The sequence below is a fragment of the Streptomyces sp. E11-3 genome, from assembly GCF_046540415.1.
In the GTDB taxonomy this organism is placed as follows: Bacteria; Actinomycetota; Actinomycetes; order Streptomycetales; family Streptomycetaceae; genus Streptomyces.
In genome coordinates this window covers 3,249,613-3,268,214 of the sequence record NZ_JAZGRL010000001.1, presented here as the reverse complement: position 1 = coordinate 3,268,214, position 18,602 = coordinate 3,249,613, and the positions used below count along the sequence as shown (strand labels likewise).

Below are 18,602 nucleotides of genomic sequence, written 5' to 3'. Positions count from 1 at the left end.
CCTACGGATGGTGGTTCCACATGAAGACGTTCCCGCGCGGTGCGCGCATGGCCGGGGCGGTGCTCGGCGCCCTGGCGCTGTCCGTAGGGCTCACGGCCTGCGGCGGCGACAGCCTGGAGGACAAGGGCTCCGGCAAGGCGGACGGCAAGGAGAAGAAGGGCTCGCTGGTGGTGGGCGCGGCCAAGTTCACCGAGTCCAAGGTGCTGGCGGAGCTCTACGCACAGCTGCTCAGCGACGCCGGATACAGCACATCGATCAAGACCGTGGAGAACCGCGAGATCTATGAGCCTTCCCTGGAGAAGGGCCAGATCGATGTCATGCCGGAATACGCCGCGACGCTCGCCGAATTCCTGAACGCCAAGGAGAACGGCCCGAAGGCGCCGGAGGAGAAGCCCGTCGCCTCCAGCGATGTGGACGACACGGTGGCCGGGTTGAAGAAGCTCGCTGAGCCGCGCGGGCTGAAGGTGCTGCCGCCGGGCGAGGCGGTCGACCAGAACGCCTTCGCGGTGAGCAAGGAATACGCGAAGAAGCACAACCTCAAGACTCTTTCGGATCTCGGCAAGTCGAAGCTGAAGGTCAGGATCGCGGCCGGTGACGAGTGCGAGGTCCGGCCGTTCTGCGCGCCCGGCCTGAAGAATTCGTACGGCATCGACGTGGCGGGCATCGACCCCAAGGGCGTCGGCAGCCCGCAGTCCAAGAAGGCCGTCCAGGACGGCACCGACCAGATGATGCTGACCACGACGACGGACGCGACGCTGGACAACTACGACCTCGTCCTGCTTGAGGACGACAAGAAGCTGCAGAACGCGGACAACATCGTCCCCGTGGTGAACGCCAAGGACGCGGGCGGTGCCGGGATAGCCGACGTACTGGGGAAGTTGACGGACACACTGACCACCGAGGACCTCGTGGAACTCAACCGCAAGGTCGACGCGGAACGCGTGAAGGAGGCGGACGCGGCGAAGGAGTATCTGGAGTCCAAGGGGCTGCTCAAGAAGTAGTCCCGAGCCTGGGGCGGCGAAAGTTGCGGGAGATTGGTGGGCGGGGCCCCGCGCCGTGCGCACGCACGGTAAGTTTTTGGCCATGCCACGTGGACGCCACCGCCATTCCCCACCCCTGCACCGGCTGCTTCCCCCCTCCGGGGTCGCAGGCGCCGCCGTCGTGTGTGCGGCAGCCGCCTGGCTGTTCGCGGAACCCGTGATGCTCCGCGCGCTGGCCGCGGCCGCCGCGGCCGCCGCTGTGGTGGGCGCGGTCGTGATGCGCCAGTGGGACCTGCAGGCCGGCAAGCGGGTCGCGGAGCTCACCCGCGCCAGGACGAGCGACGGGTGGCGGTACGAGGAGCGGACGGCCGAGCTGGAGTCCGACCTTGAGGAGTCCCGGGAACTGCGCGGGAAGCTGGAGGCCAAGATCCGGGCCAAGCGTGTCGAACTGGCCGCCCTGCGCAGCGAGCACGCCGCGCTGCTGCGGCGGTACGCCACCGCGGAGACCGAGCGCGCCAGCGCCCTGGAGGGGCGTCGGCAGCTCGCGATCGAGGCGGCCGAGCCGACCAAGGCGCTGCCGCCCGCCGACGGCGCGTCCCGCGCCGCCGTACCGCCGGGGCCCCGTGCCGCCGTGCCGTCAGGCGTGCCGCACTCCGCGCTGTACGCGCGCGCCAACCGCGCGCTCGACAGGCTCGCGCGGAACGGTGCCGCGGACGAGGAGGCGGACGCGGGGCAGGGGAAGCCCGAGGCGGTCGCCGTGCACGAGCGGGCGGCCGCCGGGCACTACACCGTTCCGGCCGCAGCGGCCGTCGTACCGCACACGCCGGTACGGCGCGGCGCGGAGGGCGGCTTCGACTTCTTCGGTACGCAGTCGGCGGGGCGGGCCATGGAGAAGGAGGACCTCGCGGACGTGGTGGGCGAGGAGGCCCTGGCCATCCACAAGGCGGAGTCCGCGGGCATGGACTCGGACACGGGCACGGATGCAGACCTGGGCACGGACACGGACCTGGGCACGGACGACGCGGACGCGGACGGCAAGCCGCTGAGTGCGGATCAGCGCGTGGTGGGCCAGGTCATCGACCTCACGGAACATGACGAGACCGAACAGCTCAACATGAGCGAACTCCGCAGCGCGATCTCGTAACACCCACCCCGCTGCTGCCCGTCGGCCCCCTTGTCCCCTCTGCCCCTCACGCCATCCAGCGGTCGGGGCGGGCCTCGCGGCGGCCGGTGCGGGAGCGGTCAGCCTGGGATGAGAGGAGGGCCGCCGCCTCGTCGGCGTCGCGGCGCCTGGCCGTGACCGTCTTGTTGGCACCGGTGTCCACGGTGATGTCCGCGATCCCGTGCCTGCGCTCCCACGGGCCCTGGCTCAGCCGGACGCTCTGCACCTTGGAGTGCGGCACGAGCGAGAGGCGCCGGGTCAGCCGCCCCTTGCGGGCCACGAAGACGCTGTCGGTGACCTGGAGTCCGTACCCCCGCCACCAGACCGGCGTGACCCAGGCCGCGCGGCGCGGCGCGGGGCTCACCTCGTGCGGCACCGTCACCCCCGGCAGCACCCGGGCGATCAGCGACTCAGCGACATCACGCGGCGCCACCGGTACCAGCAGGCTGTTGGACGACCCGGCCACATCCAGCTCGACCCGCACCCAGCCGCGCCGCCGCCACAGCAGTGGCTCCACGATGTGCACCGTCTGCACCCGCCCCGGCGGCACGGTCTCGTGCAGTTTGTCGAGCAGCCCGTGGTCGATACGGAGCCCGTCCGGGGACTCGCCCACCGTCCAGCCATACTCCTTCACGAACCGCCCGATGCTGCTCGCCCCGGCCATGCCGAGCAGCGGCAGTCCGGTCGCGATCAGCAGTCCCACGCTGTGGGTGGCCACCCACAGCACCACCGGGATCACCACACCGGCCCCCCCCCCCCCCCCACCACCGGGATCACCACACCGGCCAGTACCAGCGCCCACACCGAACCGGTGAGCACCATCGAGACGGCCAGGGCGCGCGGCTGGACGTACACCAGGTGCTGTACCGGCGCCTCGCCCACCTCGTGCGCGGTCTCCGGCGCGAACCCGGCGGCGCGCGCGAGGAGTTCGGCGCGCAGGGCTCTGGCGTCCCGCTCGCTCAGATAGGCCAGCTCGTCCTTGGAGTCGGTGCCGATGACATCCATCTTGAGTTTGGCGACGCCGAAGAAGCGGGCCAGCAGCGGCTGGGTGACGTCCACGGCCTGCAGCCGGTCGAGCCTGATGTGCGCGGTGCGCCGGAACAGCAGCCCGGTGCGGATGCGCAGTTCGGTGTCGGTGACCGAGAAGTGGGTGACCCACCAGCTCAGGAAGCCGTAGAGACCCGCGAGCGGGACGACGACCGCGAGCATGATGAGCAGCGAGGTGAAGGTCAGCTCGGTGAGCTGGCGCTGCGTCCGGTTGGGGTCGTGCAGCGCCGTGCCCGCGAGCACCGCTATCGGGGCCCAGGCCCGGCGCAGCGGCGTGACGGGGTGCAGCCGCCGCTCCCGCCGCCCGTCGGGTTCGGACACGGGCTCGGCTTCCCGTACGCCAGGGGAATCCCGTACGTCAGGGGAATCCCGTACGTCAGGGGAATCCCGTACGTCAGGGGAATCCTGTACGGCTTCGGGCTCCCGCGCGGCTTCGGGCTCCCGTACGTCGTCGGCCCCGGACTGCGGCGTGCTCACAGCCCCGCCGATCGGGCCTCGCCCAGCTCGGTCAGCCGGTCCCGCAGCCGCTGGGCCTCCTCCGGGTCCAGCCCCGGAATCGTCGCGTCCGTCAGGGCGGCTGCCGTATGCAACTGCACGCTCGCCAGCCCGAACTTCCGCGCCAGCGGCCCCGAGGTCACCTCCACGAGCTGCATCCGCCCGTACGGCACGACCGTCTCCTCACGCCACAGCACCCCGCGCTTGATGAGCAGGTCGTCGGCGCGCTCCGCGTACCGCCAGGAGCGCCAGTTGCGCCCGAGCAGCACCCAACCCCACGCCGCCAGGCCCCCCGGCAGCAGCGCGAAGACGGCCCAGCCGGGCCCGGCGAACACCCAGAGCAGGACCCCCGTGGCCACGGTCAGCGGCGCCAGCCACAGCACGAGCACCAGTCTGCGCAGCTTCAGCAGAGCGCGCGGCAGCCCGGTCCAGGCCGGTTCGGCGCCCGACTCGTCCGGTGTGTGCGGCATCTCTGCCGTCCCCGTCTCCATGCATCCACCCTACGTACGACAGACTGTCCCCATGACGCCCAAGACGGAGACCATGGTCGGCATCGGCGGCGCAGCGGAGAGCACGGACATGGTGCTCAACATCGGGCCCCAGCATCCGTCCACTCACGGTGTACTGCGCCTGCGCCTGGTCATCGACGGCGAGCGCATCCAGCACGCGGAGCCGGTGATCGGCTATATGCACCGCGGCGCGGAGAAGCTCTTCGAGGCCCGCGACTACCGGCAGATCGTGATGCTGGCCAACCGCCACGACTGGCTCTCCGCCTTCTCCAACGAACTCGGCGTGGTGCTCGGCGTCGAGCGGATGCTCGGCATGGAGGTGCCGGAGCGCGCGGTCTGGACGCGGACCCTGCTGGCCGAGCTGAACCGCCTGCTGAACCACCTGATGTTCCTTGGTTCGTACCCGCTGGAACTGGGCGGAATCACCCCGGTGTTCTATGCCTTCAGGGAGCGCGAGGAGCTGCAGGCCGTCATGGAGGAGGTCTCCGGCGGCCGGATGCACTACATGTTCAACCGGGTCGGCGGGCTCAAGGAGGACCTCCCCGCGGGCTGGCTCGGCCGGGTGCGCGACACGGTCGCGTCCGTCCGGTCGCGGATCGACGTGTACGACCGTCTCGTCATGGGCAACGAGATCTTCCGGGCGCGCACCAGGGGCGTGGGCGTCCTGACCCCCGAGGTGGCCCACGCGTACGGCGTGAGCGGTCCGATCGCCCGCGCCAGTGGCGTCGACTTCGACCTGCGGCGTGACGAGCCGTATCTGGCCTACGGCGAGCTGCAGTCAGTACTGAAGGTCGCGACCCGCCAGGAGGGCGACTGCCTGGCCCGCTTCGAGTGCCTCCTGGAGCAGAGCCACAACTGCCTCGACCTCGCGGACGCCTGCCTCGACCGCCTCGCGGAACTGCCGCCGGGGCCGATCAACCAGCGGCTGCCGAAGGTGCTGAAGGCCCCCGAGGGCCACACCTACACCTGGACCGAGAACCCGCTCGGGATCAACGGCTACTACCTGGTCTCCAAGGGCGAGAAGACGCCGTACCGGCTGAAGCTGCGCTCGGCGTCGTACAACAACATCCAGGCGCTCACCGAGCTGCTGCCCGGCACGCTGATCTCCGACATGGTGGCGATCCTGGGCTCACTGTTCTTCGTCGTCGGTGACGTCGACAAGTAGCTCGGGCAGTACGGCGGTGTCGGCCCCGACGGGCTGCATCAGCCACCCGAAGTCCCCGAGCCCGCCCACCGCGGTGAGCTCGGCGGCTTCGCCCGCGCCGGACAGCCGCCGCAGATAGCCCACAGGGTCGCTCGAAGCGAGCGAGAGCGGTGGCCGCGCACCCCGGACCCCGAGCCCGTGGAGCGCCTCCCGCTGCGTCAGCAGTCGCGGCGCCGCGGCGGGCGCGCCTTCCGTGGCCTGGGTGCCCTGCGTGCCCTCCGTGCCCGCCCCGGCCTGGGTGCCCTGCGTGCCCTCCGTGCCCGCCCCGNACATAGCGCCCGCGCCGCTCCGAAGTGAGCAGCCCGGCCTTCTTCAGGACGGCCAGGTGCCGGGATATCTCGGGCGCGCTCATGCCGAGCGCGTCCGCCAACTCGCCGGTGGTGTGCGGGCCACGGGCCAGATACCGGCAGAGCCGCATCCGCGCCGGGTGTGCCAGGGCCTCCATACGCCGGGTCAGCTCCTGCACCGATGAACGGGCGGACAGCGCGGAGGTGCTGACCGGATAGTGGATCACCGGCTGCCAGGCGTAGCGGTGCAGCACCATCAGGTGCGGCCAGCCGAGGCTGGTCGGCACCAGCAGGAGTCCGCCGCCCGCGGTACGGGTGTGGCCGTCGGCGAGCTTGTCGACGGAGACGATGGAGGTCCGCTCGTCGAGCGTGACGGCCTTGGAGGTCGCGGCCAGCGCCTCGGTGAGCCCTCGCCGCTTGAGCAGCTCGTTCTTGTGCCGGGCATCGGCGGCGAGTTCCGGGCCGAGGCGGGCCCAGGTGTCCGCGAAGAACGCCGCGTCGCAGTCCTCCATCAGCTCCCGGAACCAGCGCCGGACGGCCGGTGGGTCGTCCAGGAGGCGCCGGGTGAAGTTCACCTGCCGCGCGCCGCGGGTCGCGGACAGGTCCAAGGCGCGCTGCCGGGTGGCGGGGTCGGTCAGCGGGTCCGGGTGTGCGGGGGTGCCGTACGTGGGCTGGCAGGTGAACTCCAGGGCCGCGTCCACGAACTGACTGTCACTCAGCTTGTCCAGCTGGTCCAGTTCCTCGCCGAGCGTGGCGCCGGGCACGGCGGTGCCGCCCGGTATCCCGGCGAACGGCAGGAAGATGTCCGAGAACGAGCTGCGCCACAGGAACTCGGCCTCGGAGAGCCGGTCGGCGAGACAGGGGTCGAGCCGGGTGGCCGTGGCGGTCGCCCAGCCCTGCAGACCCGGGTGGTGCCCGGGTTCGGTCAGCGCGTGCAGCGCCATGCCCAGCTCGGTCAGCGGTGAGGGCAGGGCGGTGACCCGCTCGGGCGGCAGTCCGGAGATGTCGATGGTCACGCTCACATCCCCATGGTGCACCCGGGGTCTGACACCGTCCGCGCCGATTGACGGCTCTCATCAATCGGCGTGACCGGGGTGCGGGGTCGGGCGGAGTCTCAATGACGTCGACACCGTTCGACCCACCTCACCCGCACCGCACCGCACCGCGCCGCGCCGCGCCGACCTGAATCGAGGGGACCGTCATGAGCATCACCACCCAGTACGCCCTGGACTCCTACCGCGCACTCCAGCACGGTGAACCCCACGTGCCCGCGCCGGGCAGCTACGACCGGCGCCTGCTCGAAGAGCTGCGCGACGCGCCCCGCGTGGCCGTCGCCAGGCGCCACCGGGGTTTCCTCGCGCGGCTCTTCAGGGGGCGCGCCGCGTGAGTCCCCCTGAGAGCCTGTCTTTGAACCCCCGCCTGCGCCCCGACGCCCGGCACGCACTCTCGGCGCACGGCGTCGCAGGACAGGTGGCTCCTTCTCCAAGCTCTCGGCTTCTCCCCCACTCTCGGCTCCGCTCGAGCGGGAGGTGCCCCCCTGAGCAGGGGAGACCCCATTCATGACCTGCGACGCCGCACGCCGAGAGCACGCACCGCCGGGACATCAGCCGCTTCGCGGCGGGCGCTGCGCCCGCGCTTCGCGCGGACGACGGGGGTTCAAAGACAGGCTCTGAACGGCTCTCACGCACTCCCGGCCGCCGTACCCACCCGCCGTACGAACTCCAGGGCCGCGGCCCGGACGTCGTCCGCGGTCCACTCCAGGCCCTCGCCCGTCACCGACACCTCGGTGTAGGAAAGCCCGGGACCGGCCGCGTCCCAGTACCGGAAGAGCGCGGTCTTGGTCTCCTCGGCCTGGGCGAGCGCCGCCTTGTTCAGGACCTCGGGCGGGTACGGCAGCCACAGCTGGAACTCGTGAGTGTGCGGCACCTCGGGATGTACCCGCACCCACGGCACCTCCGCCGCCGCGAACCCGTCCCGCAGCGCGTCGGCGACCACGCGCGCGTGGGCGACGTACGCCGGTAGCCGGGGCAGCTCCCGCTCCAGGCCGAGCAGCGCCGACAGCGCGGTCGGGAACTGCTGGAACACCTGGCCGCCGTACCGGTGCCGCCAGGTCCGCGCCTCCTCGACCAGCGTCTCGGGACCGGCCAGTACCGCGCCGCCGAGCCCCTGCAGCGACTTGTAGAACGACACGTACACGCTGTCCGCGAGGGCGGCGATCTCGTCCAGCGGCCGCCCGAAGTGCGCGGTGGACTCCCACAGCCGCGCCCCGTCGAAGTGCACGACCGCGTCCCGCTCCCGCGCCGCCTCGACCGTCTCGGACAGCTCCTCCCAGGTGGGGAGGACATAACCCGCGTCCCGGAGCGGCAGCTCCAGCATCAGCGTCCCGAAGGGCTCGTCGAAGTCCCGTATCTCGTCCGCCGATGGCAGCCGCGGCTCGCGCGTGGGGTGGACCGTGCGCAGTCCGCTCACCGCGCCGAGCGCTCCCCGCTCGTGCCGCTCGGGGTGTGCGAGCGGATGCAGCGCGACCGTGCTGTTCCCCGTACGCCCCGCCCAGCAGCGCAGCGCGACCTGCTGGGCCATGGTCCCGGTGGGGAAGAACGCGGCCGCCTCCTTGCCGAGCAGCCCGGCCACCCGGCGTTCCACCTCCGCCACGACCCCGTCGCCGTATATGTCGGCCGACTGGTCCAGGTCGTAGACGCTGGACGCGTCCGCGGCCAGCCGTGCCAGCCGCTCCCCGAGCGGGGCGGCGGCCCCGGCCCGGGACAGGACCCGTGTCGCGCCCCGGAACGCGGCCTGTCGCCGCTCCCGCTCATCCGGCACGTTGTGCTCCCCCCGCTCGGCTCCGTCGCTCTCGGTCATCCAGAGATCGTCTCGTACATGCGTCTGCCGCACCCACACTTTTCCCCACGCCTGTGGATAACCTTTCCGGGCCCCTGGGCCTGTGGACAACCCGAGCCTCGCCCGAACACCTCGCGTTAACATGACGAGAAATCGTCCGGTACCCCGAGCGGACTGGAACGGAAGGCCGTCGACGCGTGAACGCATCTCAGCAACCGGGTCACCCACAGGACCCGAAGGACCGCCCTGCCCGGCTCACCGTCGGCGTCGTGGGCGCCGGTCGGGTCGGACCCGCGCTCGCGGCGTCCTTGCAGCTCGCGGGGCACCGCCCGGTCGCCGCGTCCGGGGTCTCCGAGGCCTCCGTGCGCCGCGCCGCCGTGCTCCTGCCCGACGTGCCGCTGGTGTCGCCCGCCGAGGTCTTCGAGCGCGCCGACCTCGTCCTGCTCACCGTGCCGGACGACGCACTGCCGGGACTCGTCGAAGGCCTGGCCGAAACGGGCGCCGTACGGCAGGGACAGCTGGTCGTGCACACCTCGGGGCGGTACGGCACCAAGGTGCTCGACCCGGTGCTGCGCGCCGGTGGGCTGCCGCTGGCCCTGCACCCCGCCATGACGTTCACCGGCACCCCCGTGGACGTCCAGCGGCTGGCCGGCTGCTCCTTCGGTGTGACCGCACCCGAGGAGCTGCGGCTCGCCGCCGAGGCGCTGGTCATCGAGATGGGCGGCGAGCCCGAGTGGATCGAGGAAGCGGCCCGCCCGCTCTACCACGCGGCCCTCGCGCTCGGCGCGAACCACCTGGTCACCCTGGTCGCCGAGGCCATGGACCTGCTGCGGCAGGCGGGCGTCGAGGCCCCGGACCGGATGCTCGGCCCGCTGCTCGGAGCCGCGCTCGACAACGCGCTGCGCTCCGGCGACGGCGCGCTCACCGGACCCGTCGCGCGCGGGGACGCCGGCACGGTCGCCGCCCATGTCGCCCAGCTGCGCGAGCACGCCCCGGGGACGGTCGCCGGCTACCTGGCGATGGCGCGGGCCACCGCCGACCGCGCGCTGGCCCACGGCCTGCTCAAGCCCGAGCTCGCCGAGGACCTGCTGGGCGTCCTGTCCCACGAGGGCCAGGGCAGCACCGAGGGAGGCACCCGATGACCACACTGGTGCACACCGCCGCCGAACTCCACGGCCACGCGCGCCCGGAGCAGGCCCCGGCGGGCCGCCGAGCCGTCGTGATGACGATGGGTGCCCTGCACGAGGGCCACGCGACCCTGGTCCGGCAGGCCCGCGAACTGGTCGGCCCGCAGGGGCAGGTCGTGGTCACCGTCTTCGTCAACCCGCTCCAGTTCGGCGCGGGCGAGGACCTGGACCGCTACCCGCGCACCCTGGACGCCGACCTCAAGGTCGCCGAACAGTCCGGTGCGGACCTGGTGTTCGCCCCCTCCCTCGACGAGGTCTACCCCGGCGGTGAGCCGCAGGTCCGCATCACCGCGGGCCCCATGGGCGAGCTGCTCGAAGGCCGCACCCGCCCAGGACACTTCGACGGCATGCTCACCGTCGTCGCCAAGCTGCTGCACCTCACCGCGCCCGACGCCGCGCTGTACGGGCAGAAGGACGCCCAGCAGCTCGCCCTGATCCGCCGCATGGCGCGTGATCTGAACTTCCCGGTGGAGATCGTCGGCGTACCGACCGTGCGCGAGGCGGACGGTCTGGCCCTGTCCAGCCGCAACCGCTATCTCTCGCCGGCCGAGCGCCACACCGCGCTCGCCCTGTCCACCGCCCTGTTCGCGGGCCGCGACCGGCTCGCCGCCCAGCAGGCCCTGCACGCGCGCGCGGTGACGACACCCGCAGCGCGCGAGCGCGCGGTCGCCCTGAGCGCGCTGGGAGAGGCCCGCGCCGCGGCCGACGCGCACGCGGTCGCGCAGGCCTCGCTCGGTGTCCCCGCCGCGGTCCGCGCGGCCGCCAGGTCCGTACTGGACGACGCGGCGGTCGCCAAGACGCCCCTCGTACTGGACTATCTGGCCCTGGTCGACCCGGCCGACTTCACCGAGGTCCCGGACGGCTTCACGGGCGATGCGATCCTCGCGGTCGCCGCACGGGTCGGCACGACCCGGCTGATCGACAACCTCCCTCTCACGTTCGGAGCCGCTTCATGAGTCCCGTGAACGGCCCCTCGGTGAACGGCACCGGCATACGGCTGCACGCCCCCGCCCCCAGCTGGGCCATCGAGGCCGACGTGGTCGTCGTCGGCTCCGGCGTGGCAGGCCTCACGGCCGCCCTGCGCTGCGCGACCTCGGGCCTGCGTACCGTCGTCGTCACCAAGGCCCGCCTGGACGACGGCTCGACCCGCTGGGCGCAGGGCGGTATCGCGGCCGCACTCGGCGACGGCGACACACCCGAACAGCACCTGGACGACACCCTGGTGGCGGGCGCGGGCCTCTGTGACGAGGAGGCGGTACGGCTCCTGGTCACCGAAGGCCCCGACGCGGTACGCCGACTCATCGCCACCGGCGCCCACTTCGACACCTCGGCATCCGGCGAGATCGAGCTCACCCGCGAGGGCGGCCACCACCGGCGCCGTATCGCGCACGCGGGCGGCGACGCGACCGGCGCGGAGATCTCCCGCGCCCTGGTCGAGGCGGTACGCGCGCGTGGCATCCGCACCATCGAGAACGCCCTGGTCCTGGACCTGCTGACGGATGCCGACGGCCGCGCGGCCGGGGTCAGCCTGCATGTCATGGGCGAGGGCCAGCACGACGGCGTCGGCGCGGTGCACGCGCCCGCGGTGGTGCTCGCCACCGGCGGCATGGGCCAGGTCTTCTCGGCCACCACCAACCCCTCGGTCTCCACGGGCGACGGCGTGGCCCTCGCGCTGCGGGCCGGAGCGGAGGTCAGCGACCTGGAGTTCGTGCAGTTCCACCCCACGGTGCTCTTCCTCGGCCCGGACGCCGAGGGCCAGCAGCCGCTGGTCTCCGAGGCGGTACGCGGCGAGGGCGCCCACCTGGTCGACGCCGACGGCACCCGCTTCATGCTCGGCCAACACGAACTGGCCGAGCTGGCGCCCCGGGACATCGTCGCCAAGGCCATCATGCGCCGCATGGCCGAGCAGGGCGCCGAGCACATGTACCTGGACGCCCGGCACTTCGGCGCCGAGATGTGGGCCACCCGGTTCCCCACGATCCTCGCCGCCTGCCGCGCCCACGGCATCGACCCGGTGACCGAGCCGATCCCCGTCGCCCCGGCCGCCCACTACGCGTCCGGAGGCGTCCGCACCGACCGGCTGGCCCGGCCGCCCACTACGCGTCCGGAGGCGTCCGCACCGACCGGCTGGGCCGCACCACGGTCAACGGCCTCTACGCCTGCGGCGAGGTCGCCTGCACCGGCGTGCACGGCGCCAACCGCCTGGCCTCCAACTCCCTGCTTGAGGGCCTGGTCTACGCCGAACGCATCGCGGACGACATCACCGCCCACGCGCGCGTGGAGTCCAAGCCGAAGCCGACACCGACCCCGGTCCCGACCCCCGAGATCCCGGCCCACCCACTGCTCCCCGCCGAGGCCCGCTTCGCCATCCAGCGGATCATGACCACCGGCGCCGGGGTGCTGCGTTCCGCCGAGAGCCTCGCCGCCGCGGCGGCCGAGCTGCAGCGGATCCACACCGAGGCGCGCGGCGAGCTCGCCGAGAACGGCAAGACCGCGGAGCCCGGCACCGACACGTGGGAGACCACCAACCTGCTCTGCGTCGCGCGTGTGCTCGTCGCCGCCGCCCAGCGCCGCGAGGAGACCCGCGGCTGCCACTGGCGCGAGGACCACGCGGAGCGCGCCGACACGGACTGGCGGCGCCACATCGTCGTACGCCTGAACCCGGATCGCACCCTCGCCGTACACACCACCGACACACCCGACTTTCCCCCCACCAGGACGCAGGAGCAGTGACCGAAGTGAGCGCCCCCAGCACCCCAGGCACCCCCGACAGCTCCGAGCTCCCGCTCGCCCCGAACGCGGGCGGCTGCGGCGACGCCTGCGGCTGTGCGGCGGACGGCGACCTCGTAGCGTCAGACGGCGAACTCGACCCCATGGAGTGCGGTCTCGACCCCTCCCTGGCGGGCCTGCTCGCCGATGCCGGACTCGACCCGGTGGAGGTCGAGGACATCGCCCACATGGCGATCGCGGAGGATCTGGCGGGCGGTGTGGACGTCACCAGCGTCGCCACGATCCCCGAGGACGCCGTCGCCACCGGAGACTTCACGGCCCGCGAGAACGGTGTCGTCGCGGGCCTGCGCGTCGCCGAAGCGGTCCTCTCGGTGGTCTGCGCCGACGAGTTCGAGGTCGAGCGGCACGTCGAGGACGGCGACCGCGTCGAGGCTGGACAGAAGCTGATCTCGGTCACCACCCGCACCCGCGACCTGCTCACCGGCGAACGCAGCGCGCTGAACATCCTGTGCCGCCTCTCCGGCATCGCGACCGCCACGCGCGCGTGGGCGGACACGCTCGACGGCACGAAGGCCAAGGTCCGCGACACCCGCAAGACCACCCCCGGACTGCGCTCCCTGGAGAAGTACGCGGTGCGCTGCGGCGGCGGCGTCAACCACCGCATGGCCCTCTCCGACGCCGCGCTGGTCAAGGACAACCACGTGGTCGCGGCCGGCGGCGTGGCAGCCGCCTTCAAGGCCGTACGGGAGCGATTCCCCAACGTGCCGATCGAGGTCGAGGTCGACACGCTCGACCAGCTGCGCGCCGTCCTGGACGCGGGCGCCGACCTGATCCTCCTGGACAACTTCACCCCCGAGGAGACCGCCGAAGCGGTCGCCCTCACCCAGGGACGCGCCCTGCTCGAGTCCTCCGGACGCCTCATCCTCGACACCGCCCGCGCCTACGCCGAGACCGGCGTCGACTACCTCGCGGTGGGCGCGCTCACCCACTCGTCGCCGATCCTCGACATCGGTCTCGACCTGCGTGAGGCGAACGTCTGATGCTGCTCACCATCGACGTCGGCAACACCCACACCGTCCTCGGCCTGTTCGACGGCGAGGAGATCGTCGAGCACTGGCGCATCTCCACCGACGCCCGCCGCACCGCCGACGAACTGGCCGTCCTGCTCAACGGCCTGATGGGTATGCACCCGCTGCTCGGCGAAGAGCTGGGCGACGGCATCGACGGCATCGCCATCTGCGCCACCGTCCCCTCCGTCCTGCACGAGCTGCGCGAGGTCACCCGCCGCTACTACGGCGACGTGCCCGCCGTACTGGTCGAGCCCGGCGTCAAGACGGGCGTGCCGGTCCTCACGGACAACCCCAAGGAGGTCGGTGCCGACCGCATCATCAACGCGGTGGCGGCGATAGAGCTGTACGGCGGCCCGGCGATCGTCGTCGACTTCGGCACAGCGACCACCTTCGACGCAGTCACCGCGCGCGGCGAGTACGCGGGCGGCGCGATCGCCCCCGGCATCGAGATCTCCGTCGAGGCGCTCGGCGTCAAGGGCGCCCAGCTCCGCAAGATCGAACTGACCCGCCCGCGCAGCGTGATCGGCAAGAACACCGTCGAGGCCATGCAGTCCGGCATCCTGTACGGCTTCGCGGGCCAGGTCGACGGCGTCGTCAGCCGCATGGCGCGCGAACTGGTGGGCCCCGCGGGCGACCCCGACGACGTCACGGTGATCGCCACCGGCGGTCTGGCCCCCATGGTGCTCGGCGAGTCCACCGCCATCGACGAACACGAGCCCTGGCTCACGCTGATCGGGCTGCGCCTGGTCTACGAGCGCAACATCGCACGTAGCTAGGGTCTGGCGTCTCCTGGGGGATCAAGCACATGAGTCTCATACGCCGCCGGGGTGCTGCCGCCCTGCTCACCGCGGCCGCCCTGCTCACCGGCGCGATCGCGCCCGCGCACGCGGACGACCCGGCGATCGAGCTCGACGTCCCCACGACGTACTACCTGAACCAGCCGGGAGTCGGCCCCACCGGCGGCACCCGCCTGTGGCTCGAACCGCGCCTCACCGGGGGCGCCGCCGCACGTGCCGACGTCACCCTGAAGATCGACGCCAGCGACCTCAAGGGCAAGGCCAAGCTGCGCTCCCGCAGGCAGTGCGGACAGCACGCGGGCGGTACGACGTACACCTTCACCTGCGATCTCGGCACACTCACCAGCGGCAAGCCGAAGCTCCTGGACGCCGTCTACATCGAGGCGAAACCGGGCGCGAAGCTCGGCGCCCACGGCAAGCTCCGCTACACCTTCAGCGCCCCCGGAGTCCCGGACTCGACCTTCGAGACCGAAGTGTGGGTGGCGGGACCCACGCTCCACACGCGTGTGGAGAAGCCGCTGAAAAACCTGAAGGCGGGCTCCACCATCGCGTTCACGCCGGAGCTGCGCAACGCGGGCGCGTACCCGGCCAAGGGCCTCGGCCTGATGCTGCACACCAACCATCTCCAGGCAGCCGTCCAGTACCGCAACTGCCGCTATGGGACGGCCGGTGACCAGTCCACGGCGTACTGCTCCTTCGACCAGACCCTTGAACCGGGTCAGGCGTACGAAGTCTCGGAGCCGTTCTCGATCTCCGTGTCCAAGACGGTGATCCACGGCGACATCAGCTACAGCGCCTCCCTGCCAGGCGTCGCCCACGAGTGGCAGGACGGGCCCGGAGCCGATCCAGCCCAGCTCGAACAGGTCGGGTCAGGCCCCGAGTTGTCGCTGCGCCCCGTCGAGCGGCCCGCATCCGCCTTCGTCGAGTACGGCAGGCCCATCCCCACCACATTGTCGCTGGACACCGACCTCCAGGCGATGGCACAGCCCATCGAGGGCCGCACGGGGCAGACGGTGGAGGTGCGGCTGGGCATGCGCAACGCCGGTCCGGGCCAGCCCAAGCGCCCCACGATCAAGGTCACTCCGCCCGAGGGCACCACGGTCGTACCACCGGAGCCGGATCTGGAGGAACCGCTGGACTGGGAGTGCGGCCCAGAGACAGCGGGCGCGAAGGCTTACCACTGCCGGCTCGGTGGCGGAATGACGCCCGGCGACACGGCGGCCGTCACCCTCACCTTCCGCATCGACCAGCGGGTACGTGACGCGGTGGGCCGCGTCGAGATCGTCGACAACCCCAAGTTCCCGGCCCACGACCCCGACCGGTCCAACAACACGGCGCCCCTGGAGGCCCGGGCCACAGGCGGCCCCCTGGTCGAGCCCACCCAGACCCCCGACACCAGCGGGGACCAGGCCCCGGCCGCCTCCGGGTCCACCAGCGGTTCGTCAGGCAGCGGCCCGCTCATCGCCACGGGCATGGCCCTGGCAGCCCTGCTCGCCGCCACAGTGGCGGCCCACCGCTACCGCACCCGCCGCAGCTCCGCGCCGACCGACACGACCTAGTAGTGCTTCGTTAGGAGTGCCGATCTTGGCTGGTCGGGGGCATGCTGCGGGGTATGAGGCTCGGGGAGGTGGAACGGCTCCGGGGTGAGTTGGCGGAGTTCGTTGCCGAGGTGTTCGGTTCGCTGCCGCGGCGGNGCCGCCGCCCCGCCGCCCCCACGCCCAAACCGGCTCCGGAACGCCCCGCCCCGCCGCAGAAGATCGCCGTCGGATAGCTACTCTGGGGGCATGGACTACGTCTCCGCGCTCCTGCCCCCCGTCGTGATGGCCGCGTTCTTCATCGGTCTGATCGTGACGATCGTCAAGACCCAGGGCGGCGCCAACAAGGCCAAGGAGGACGCAGCCGTCGACGCCGCCGTCTTCCGCGCCGAAGGCGTCCACCAGTCCGGACTCTCGGCGGCCCCGCCCTCAGGGCCCAGCGAGGCCTGACGGGCCCCGCCCCCGGCACCCAGACGCGTACGGCTCGCGCACTTTTCGAGCCGTACGCCCTTTTTGTTGGCCAAATAGCACATCCGAGGCACATCTCACACTATTGTTACTACTGTGCCTCGCCCATTGGGAGAACTCGAAGACGCGGTCATGACGCGGGTGTGGAAGTGGAACCGCCCCGTCACCGTTCGAGAAGTCCTGGAAGACCTTCAGCAGGAACGGTCCATCGCGTACACCACGGTCATGACCGTATTGGACAATCTCCATCAGAAGGGCTGGGTCCGCCGGGAAGCGGAAGGCAGGGCCTATCGATATGAGGCGGTCTCCACCCGCGCCGCCTACGCGGCCGCACTGATGAACGAAGCCTGGTCGCAGAGCGACAACCCGGCCGCCGCGCTCGTCGCCTTCTTCGGGATGATGTCGCCAAAGCAGCGGGAAGCGCTTGCGGACGCGGTGCGCATGGTGCAGGGCCCCGAGAGCCCCGACGCGGCGGCGGACGACGCGGGGCGATAACGTCCGCTTCATGTCCGAAGAGCTCCCCGCGTATCCCGACGCCCCCGCCAAAGCCGTCACCATCCGCCGGGCGAGGACCGGCGATGTCCCGGCGGTACGCGAGCTCCTCGACGCGTACACACGCCGACGCATCCTGCTCGACAAAGCGACCGTCACGCTTTACGAGGACATCCAGGAGTTCTGGATCGCGGAACGCGACGACAACGCACAGGTCGTCGGCTGCGGCGCCCTGCACGTGATGTGGGAAGACCTGGCGGAAGTGCGAACCCTCGCGGTGAACCCCGAGCTCAAGGGCTCCGGAGTGGGCCATCAGCTGCTCGGCAAGCTGCTCCAGACGGCGCGCTGGCTCGGTGTGCGCCGGGTATTCTGCCTCACCTTCGAAGTCGACTTCTTCGCGAAGCACGGCTTCGTGGAGATTGGCGAGACGCCGGTCGACGGAGATGTCTACAGCGAGCTGCTGCGTTCCTATGACGAAGGCGTCGCCGAGTTCCTCGGGCTCGAACGAGTGAAACCGAACACCCTGGGTAACAGCCGGATGCTTCTGCACCTGTGATCGCCTACGCGTTTTCCCGTTCCCGATCCGTTACCGAAGCGCCCCCGGCGCGGTAGCTATGTCCGAAACGCGCATGTTTCACGGGGCCTTGAGTCATCGTCTTCTCCCCAGGGGTTTGTGTTTTCCGGAGAAAAGCGGTTTGCTTTCCGACGTACTCCATATAACCGGAGACGGTGAAACAGCGGCGGGCGCGCCGTTGGCACCGGTCTCTGAAGTTATCGATGAAGGGAAATCCGGTGGCACAGAAGGTTCAGGTCCTTCTTGTCGATGACCTCGACGGCGGCGAGGCAGACGAGACCGTGACGTTTGCGTTGGACGGCAAGACGTACGAGATTGACCTCACCACCGCCAACGCGGAGAAGCTGCGCGGGCAGCTGGAGCCCTACGTCAAGGGCGGTCGGCGCACTGGCGGCCGTGCTTCGGGTGGTCGTGGCAAGGCGCGCGCCGCTGCCGGTGGCAGCGAGAACACCGCGCAGATCCGCGCGTGGGCGAAGGAGAACGGCTACGAGGTCAACGACCGCGGCCGCGTTCCCGCGTCCATCCGCGAGGCCTACGAGAAGGCCAACGGCTGAGCGCAGGCGCGCAGAAGTCGGACTCGGTGGCACTGCGTTGCCGCTGTGTCCACGAGTCGTACGAAGTCGGCACCCGTGCCGCCGGCGCCTTGGTTCGTGTCCGCACGCCTTCCGAAGCCGGTGAAAGCCGGCAGCGTCGGCTCCACCTCGCACCCCGGCTCGGGGGGCCGCAGCCACCTGGCGGCCCCCTGCGGGCCCGGCCCGGTGGGGGGCGGTGGTGCGGTGATCCGGCCGCCCACGCCGAAGGCGGTCAGATCGAGCGCCAGCGAACCCCACTCCAGCCAGTCGAGCAGCCCTGGCAGTTCGTCCGCGCTTCCCGCCGCGACCAGCAGCTGCAGCAGGTCGCCCGCCAGGGCCACCGGGCCCTTCGGCAGCGCGTCACCCAGCCGCCGCAGCACGGCGTAGCCGGCCTCCGCGGGCATCTGCAGGACATCGAAGCGCAGACCCGTCAGCAGCTGCAGGGGCGGCCCTGACGCCGTCGCCCAGCCCAGCTCGGTCTCGTACCACTGCCGCACCAGGTCGCCCTCAGGGAGCGGACCGCGCGGGGCGGGTACGGAAGCGGGCGGGGTGGGCACCATGTCAGGAGCAACTCCGGAAAGCCTCCATGGTTACGCTTAGTTCTGTGGAGGATGCACAGGGTGTCCGCTATGGGGGCGTACGGGCGCGTTCGGGG

Annotated in this window: 16 protein-coding genes and 4 pseudogenes; 14 read left to right on the top strand and 6 right to left on the bottom strand. The window is 71.5% G+C overall.

The features are described 5' to 3' along the window. The first annotated feature begins 20 nt into the window (after positions 1-20). Together U9R90_RS14910 and U9R90_RS14905 are read left to right on the top strand one after the other, a co-directional pair. Positions 21-1,001 (top strand): ABC transporter substrate-binding protein, encoded by a 981-nt coding sequence (locus U9R90_RS14910; RefSeq protein ID WP_411056918.1) that lies wholly within the window; start codon positions 21-23, stop codon positions 999-1,001. A gap of 82 nt (positions 1,002-1,083) precedes the next feature. Then, complete coding sequence (locus tag U9R90_RS14905; protein ID WP_411056917.1) at positions 1,084-2,124, top strand: hypothetical protein; 1,041 nt, start codon at positions 1,084-1,086, stop codon at positions 2,122-2,124. A 46-nt stretch (positions 2,125-2,170) separates the two neighbouring features. On the opposite strand, the pseudogene U9R90_RS14900 reads toward U9R90_RS14905, so the two are convergent. Next, positions 2,171-3,510 (bottom strand): annotated as a pseudogene (locus tag U9R90_RS14900) (PH domain-containing protein). Between the two features lie 152 nt (positions 3,511-3,662). Then, positions 3,663-4,175 carry a PH domain-containing protein gene (locus tag U9R90_RS14895; RefSeq protein WP_411056916.1) on the bottom strand — a complete coding sequence of 171 codons (513 nt, stop codon included), beginning with the start codon at positions 4,173-4,175 and terminating at the stop codon, positions 3,663-3,665. A 31-nt stretch (positions 4,176-4,206) separates the two neighbouring features. On the opposite strand from U9R90_RS14895, the gene U9R90_RS14890 reads away from it, so the two are divergent. Next, entirely contained in the window at positions 4,207-5,358 is a 1,152-nt protein-coding gene (locus tag U9R90_RS14890; protein ID WP_411056915.1) for an NADH-quinone oxidoreductase subunit D, read from the top strand. Here the strand turns inward: U9R90_RS14890 and U9R90_RS14885 are convergent. Both U9R90_RS14885 and U9R90_RS14880 read right to left on the bottom strand, forming a co-directional pair. After that, positions 5,323-5,568 (bottom strand): annotated as a pseudogene (locus U9R90_RS14885) (hypothetical protein); the annotation flags it as partial. The gene U9R90_RS14890 and the pseudogene U9R90_RS14885 overlap by 36 nt on opposite strands. Before the next feature lie 100 nt (positions 5,569-5,668). Beyond that, positions 5,669-6,706, bottom strand: a pseudogene (locus tag U9R90_RS14880) (DUF5937 family protein); the annotation flags it as partial. Between the two features lie 179 nt (positions 6,707-6,885). On the opposite strand from U9R90_RS14880, the gene U9R90_RS14875 reads away from it, so the two are divergent. Continuing rightward, positions 6,886-7,071: a hypothetical protein gene (locus tag U9R90_RS14875; protein WP_411056914.1), complete on the top strand. Its 186-nt coding sequence runs from the start codon at positions 6,886-6,888 to the stop codon at positions 7,069-7,071. Positions 7,072-7,364: 293 nt separating this feature from the next. Here U9R90_RS14875 and U9R90_RS14870 read toward each other — a convergent pair whose 3' ends face one another. Further along, positions 7,365-8,543, bottom strand: coding sequence for a threonine aldolase family protein (locus U9R90_RS14870; protein WP_411056913.1), 1,179 nt, complete (start codon positions 8,541-8,543; stop codon positions 7,365-7,367). Positions 8,544-8,719: 176 nt separating this feature from the next. On the opposite strand from U9R90_RS14870, the gene U9R90_RS14865 reads away from it, so the two are divergent. The 10 genes and pseudogenes from U9R90_RS14865 (at position 8,720) to U9R90_RS14820 (ending at position 17,929) form a co-directional block, all read left to right on the top strand. Further along, positions 8,720-9,664: a Rossmann-like and DUF2520 domain-containing protein gene (locus U9R90_RS14865; RefSeq protein WP_411056912.1), complete on the top strand. Its 945-nt coding sequence runs from the start codon at positions 8,720-8,722 to the stop codon at positions 9,662-9,664. Then, positions 9,661-10,665, top strand: a complete 1,005-nt coding sequence (gene panC / locus U9R90_RS14860) for a pantoate--beta-alanine ligase (RefSeq protein ID WP_411056911.1) — start codon at positions 9,661-9,663, stop codon at positions 10,663-10,665. Before U9R90_RS14865 ends, panC begins: the two co-directional genes overlap by 4 nt. Positions 10,666-10,685: 20 nt before the next feature. Beyond that, a pseudogene (locus tag U9R90_RS14855) lies at positions 10,686-12,442 on the top strand (L-aspartate oxidase). Continuing rightward, positions 12,439-13,479 (top strand): carboxylating nicotinate-nucleotide diphosphorylase, encoded by a 1,041-nt coding sequence (gene nadC / locus U9R90_RS14850; RefSeq protein ID WP_411056910.1) that lies wholly within the window; start codon positions 12,439-12,441, stop codon positions 13,477-13,479. Before U9R90_RS14855 ends, nadC begins: the two are co-directional and overlap by 4 nt. Continuing rightward, positions 13,479-14,285, top strand: a complete 807-nt coding sequence (locus tag U9R90_RS14845; protein WP_411056909.1) for a type III pantothenate kinase — start codon at positions 13,479-13,481, stop codon at positions 14,283-14,285. The genes nadC and U9R90_RS14845 overlap by 1 nt, the downstream gene beginning before the upstream one ends. A 29-nt stretch (positions 14,286-14,314) precedes the next feature. Beyond that, positions 14,315-15,865, top strand: a complete 1,551-nt coding sequence (locus U9R90_RS14840; RefSeq protein ID WP_411056908.1) for a hypothetical protein — start codon at positions 14,315-14,317, stop codon at positions 15,863-15,865. Positions 15,866-16,090: 225 nt separating this feature from the next. Further along, positions 16,091-16,291: a hypothetical protein gene (locus U9R90_RS14835; RefSeq protein ID WP_411056907.1), complete on the top strand. Its 201-nt coding sequence runs from the start codon at positions 16,091-16,093 to the stop codon at positions 16,289-16,291. 126 nt (positions 16,292-16,417) lie between these two features. Further along, positions 16,418-16,804 carry a BlaI/MecI/CopY family transcriptional regulator gene (locus tag U9R90_RS14830; RefSeq protein ID WP_411056906.1) on the top strand — a complete coding sequence of 129 codons (387 nt, stop codon included), beginning with the start codon at positions 16,418-16,420 and terminating at the stop codon, positions 16,802-16,804. Positions 16,805-16,814: 10 nt separating this feature from the next. After that, entirely contained in the window at positions 16,815-17,357 is a 543-nt protein-coding gene (locus U9R90_RS14825; protein ID WP_411056905.1) for an amino-acid N-acetyltransferase, read from the top strand. Positions 17,358-17,593: 236 nt separating this feature from the next. Then, positions 17,594-17,929 (top strand): histone-like nucleoid-structuring protein Lsr2, encoded by a 336-nt coding sequence (locus U9R90_RS14820; RefSeq protein ID WP_411056904.1) that lies wholly within the window; start codon positions 17,594-17,596, stop codon positions 17,927-17,929. On the opposite strand, the gene U9R90_RS14815 is transcribed toward U9R90_RS14820, so the two are convergent. Continuing rightward, positions 17,908-18,507, bottom strand: coding sequence for an SCO3374 family protein (locus tag U9R90_RS14815; protein ID WP_411056903.1), 600 nt, complete (start codon positions 18,505-18,507; stop codon positions 17,908-17,910). The genes U9R90_RS14820 and U9R90_RS14815 overlap by 22 nt on opposite strands. Between the last annotated feature and the right edge of the window lie 95 nt (positions 18,508-18,602).

What these genes read in the sequence shown, in the direction of transcription:
- U9R90_RS14910 (WP_411056918.1), top strand. Translation starts at nt 21, where the DNA reads ATGAAGACGTTCCCGCGCGGTGCGCGCATGGCCGGGGCGGTGCTCGGC.
- U9R90_RS14905 (WP_411056917.1), top strand. Translation starts at nt 1,084, where the DNA reads ATGCCACGTGGACGCCACCGCCATTCCCCACCCCTGCACCGGCTGCTT.
- U9R90_RS14895 (WP_411056916.1), bottom strand. Translation starts at nt 4,175, where the DNA reads ATGGAGACGGGGACGGCAGAGATGCCGCACACACCGGACGAGTCGGGC.
- U9R90_RS14890 (WP_411056915.1), top strand. Translation starts at nt 4,207, where the DNA reads ATGACGCCCAAGACGGAGACCATGGTCGGCATCGGCGGCGCAGCGGAG.
- U9R90_RS14875 (WP_411056914.1), top strand. Translation starts at nt 6,886, where the DNA reads ATGAGCATCACCACCCAGTACGCCCTGGACTCCTACCGCGCACTCCAG.
- U9R90_RS14870 (WP_411056913.1), bottom strand. Translation starts at nt 8,543, where the DNA reads ATGACCGAGAGCGACGGAGCCGAGCGGGGGGAGCACAACGTGCCGGAT.
- panC (WP_411056911.1), top strand. Translation starts at nt 9,661, where the DNA reads ATGACCACACTGGTGCACACCGCCGCCGAACTCCACGGCCACGCGCGC.
- U9R90_RS14845 (WP_411056909.1), top strand. Translation starts at nt 13,479, where the DNA reads ATGCTGCTCACCATCGACGTCGGCAACACCCACACCGTCCTCGGCCTG.
- U9R90_RS14840 (WP_411056908.1), top strand. Translation starts at nt 14,315, where the DNA reads ATGAGTCTCATACGCCGCCGGGGTGCTGCCGCCCTGCTCACCGCGGCC.
- U9R90_RS14835 (WP_411056907.1), top strand. Translation starts at nt 16,091, where the DNA reads ATGGACTACGTCTCCGCGCTCCTGCCCCCCGTCGTGATGGCCGCGTTC.
- U9R90_RS14825 (WP_411056905.1), top strand. Translation starts at nt 16,815, where the DNA reads ATGTCCGAAGAGCTCCCCGCGTATCCCGACGCCCCCGCCAAAGCCGTC.
- U9R90_RS14815 (WP_411056903.1), bottom strand. Translation starts at nt 18,507, where the DNA reads ATGGTGCCCACCCCGCCCGCTTCCGTACCCGCCCCGCGCGGTCCGCTC.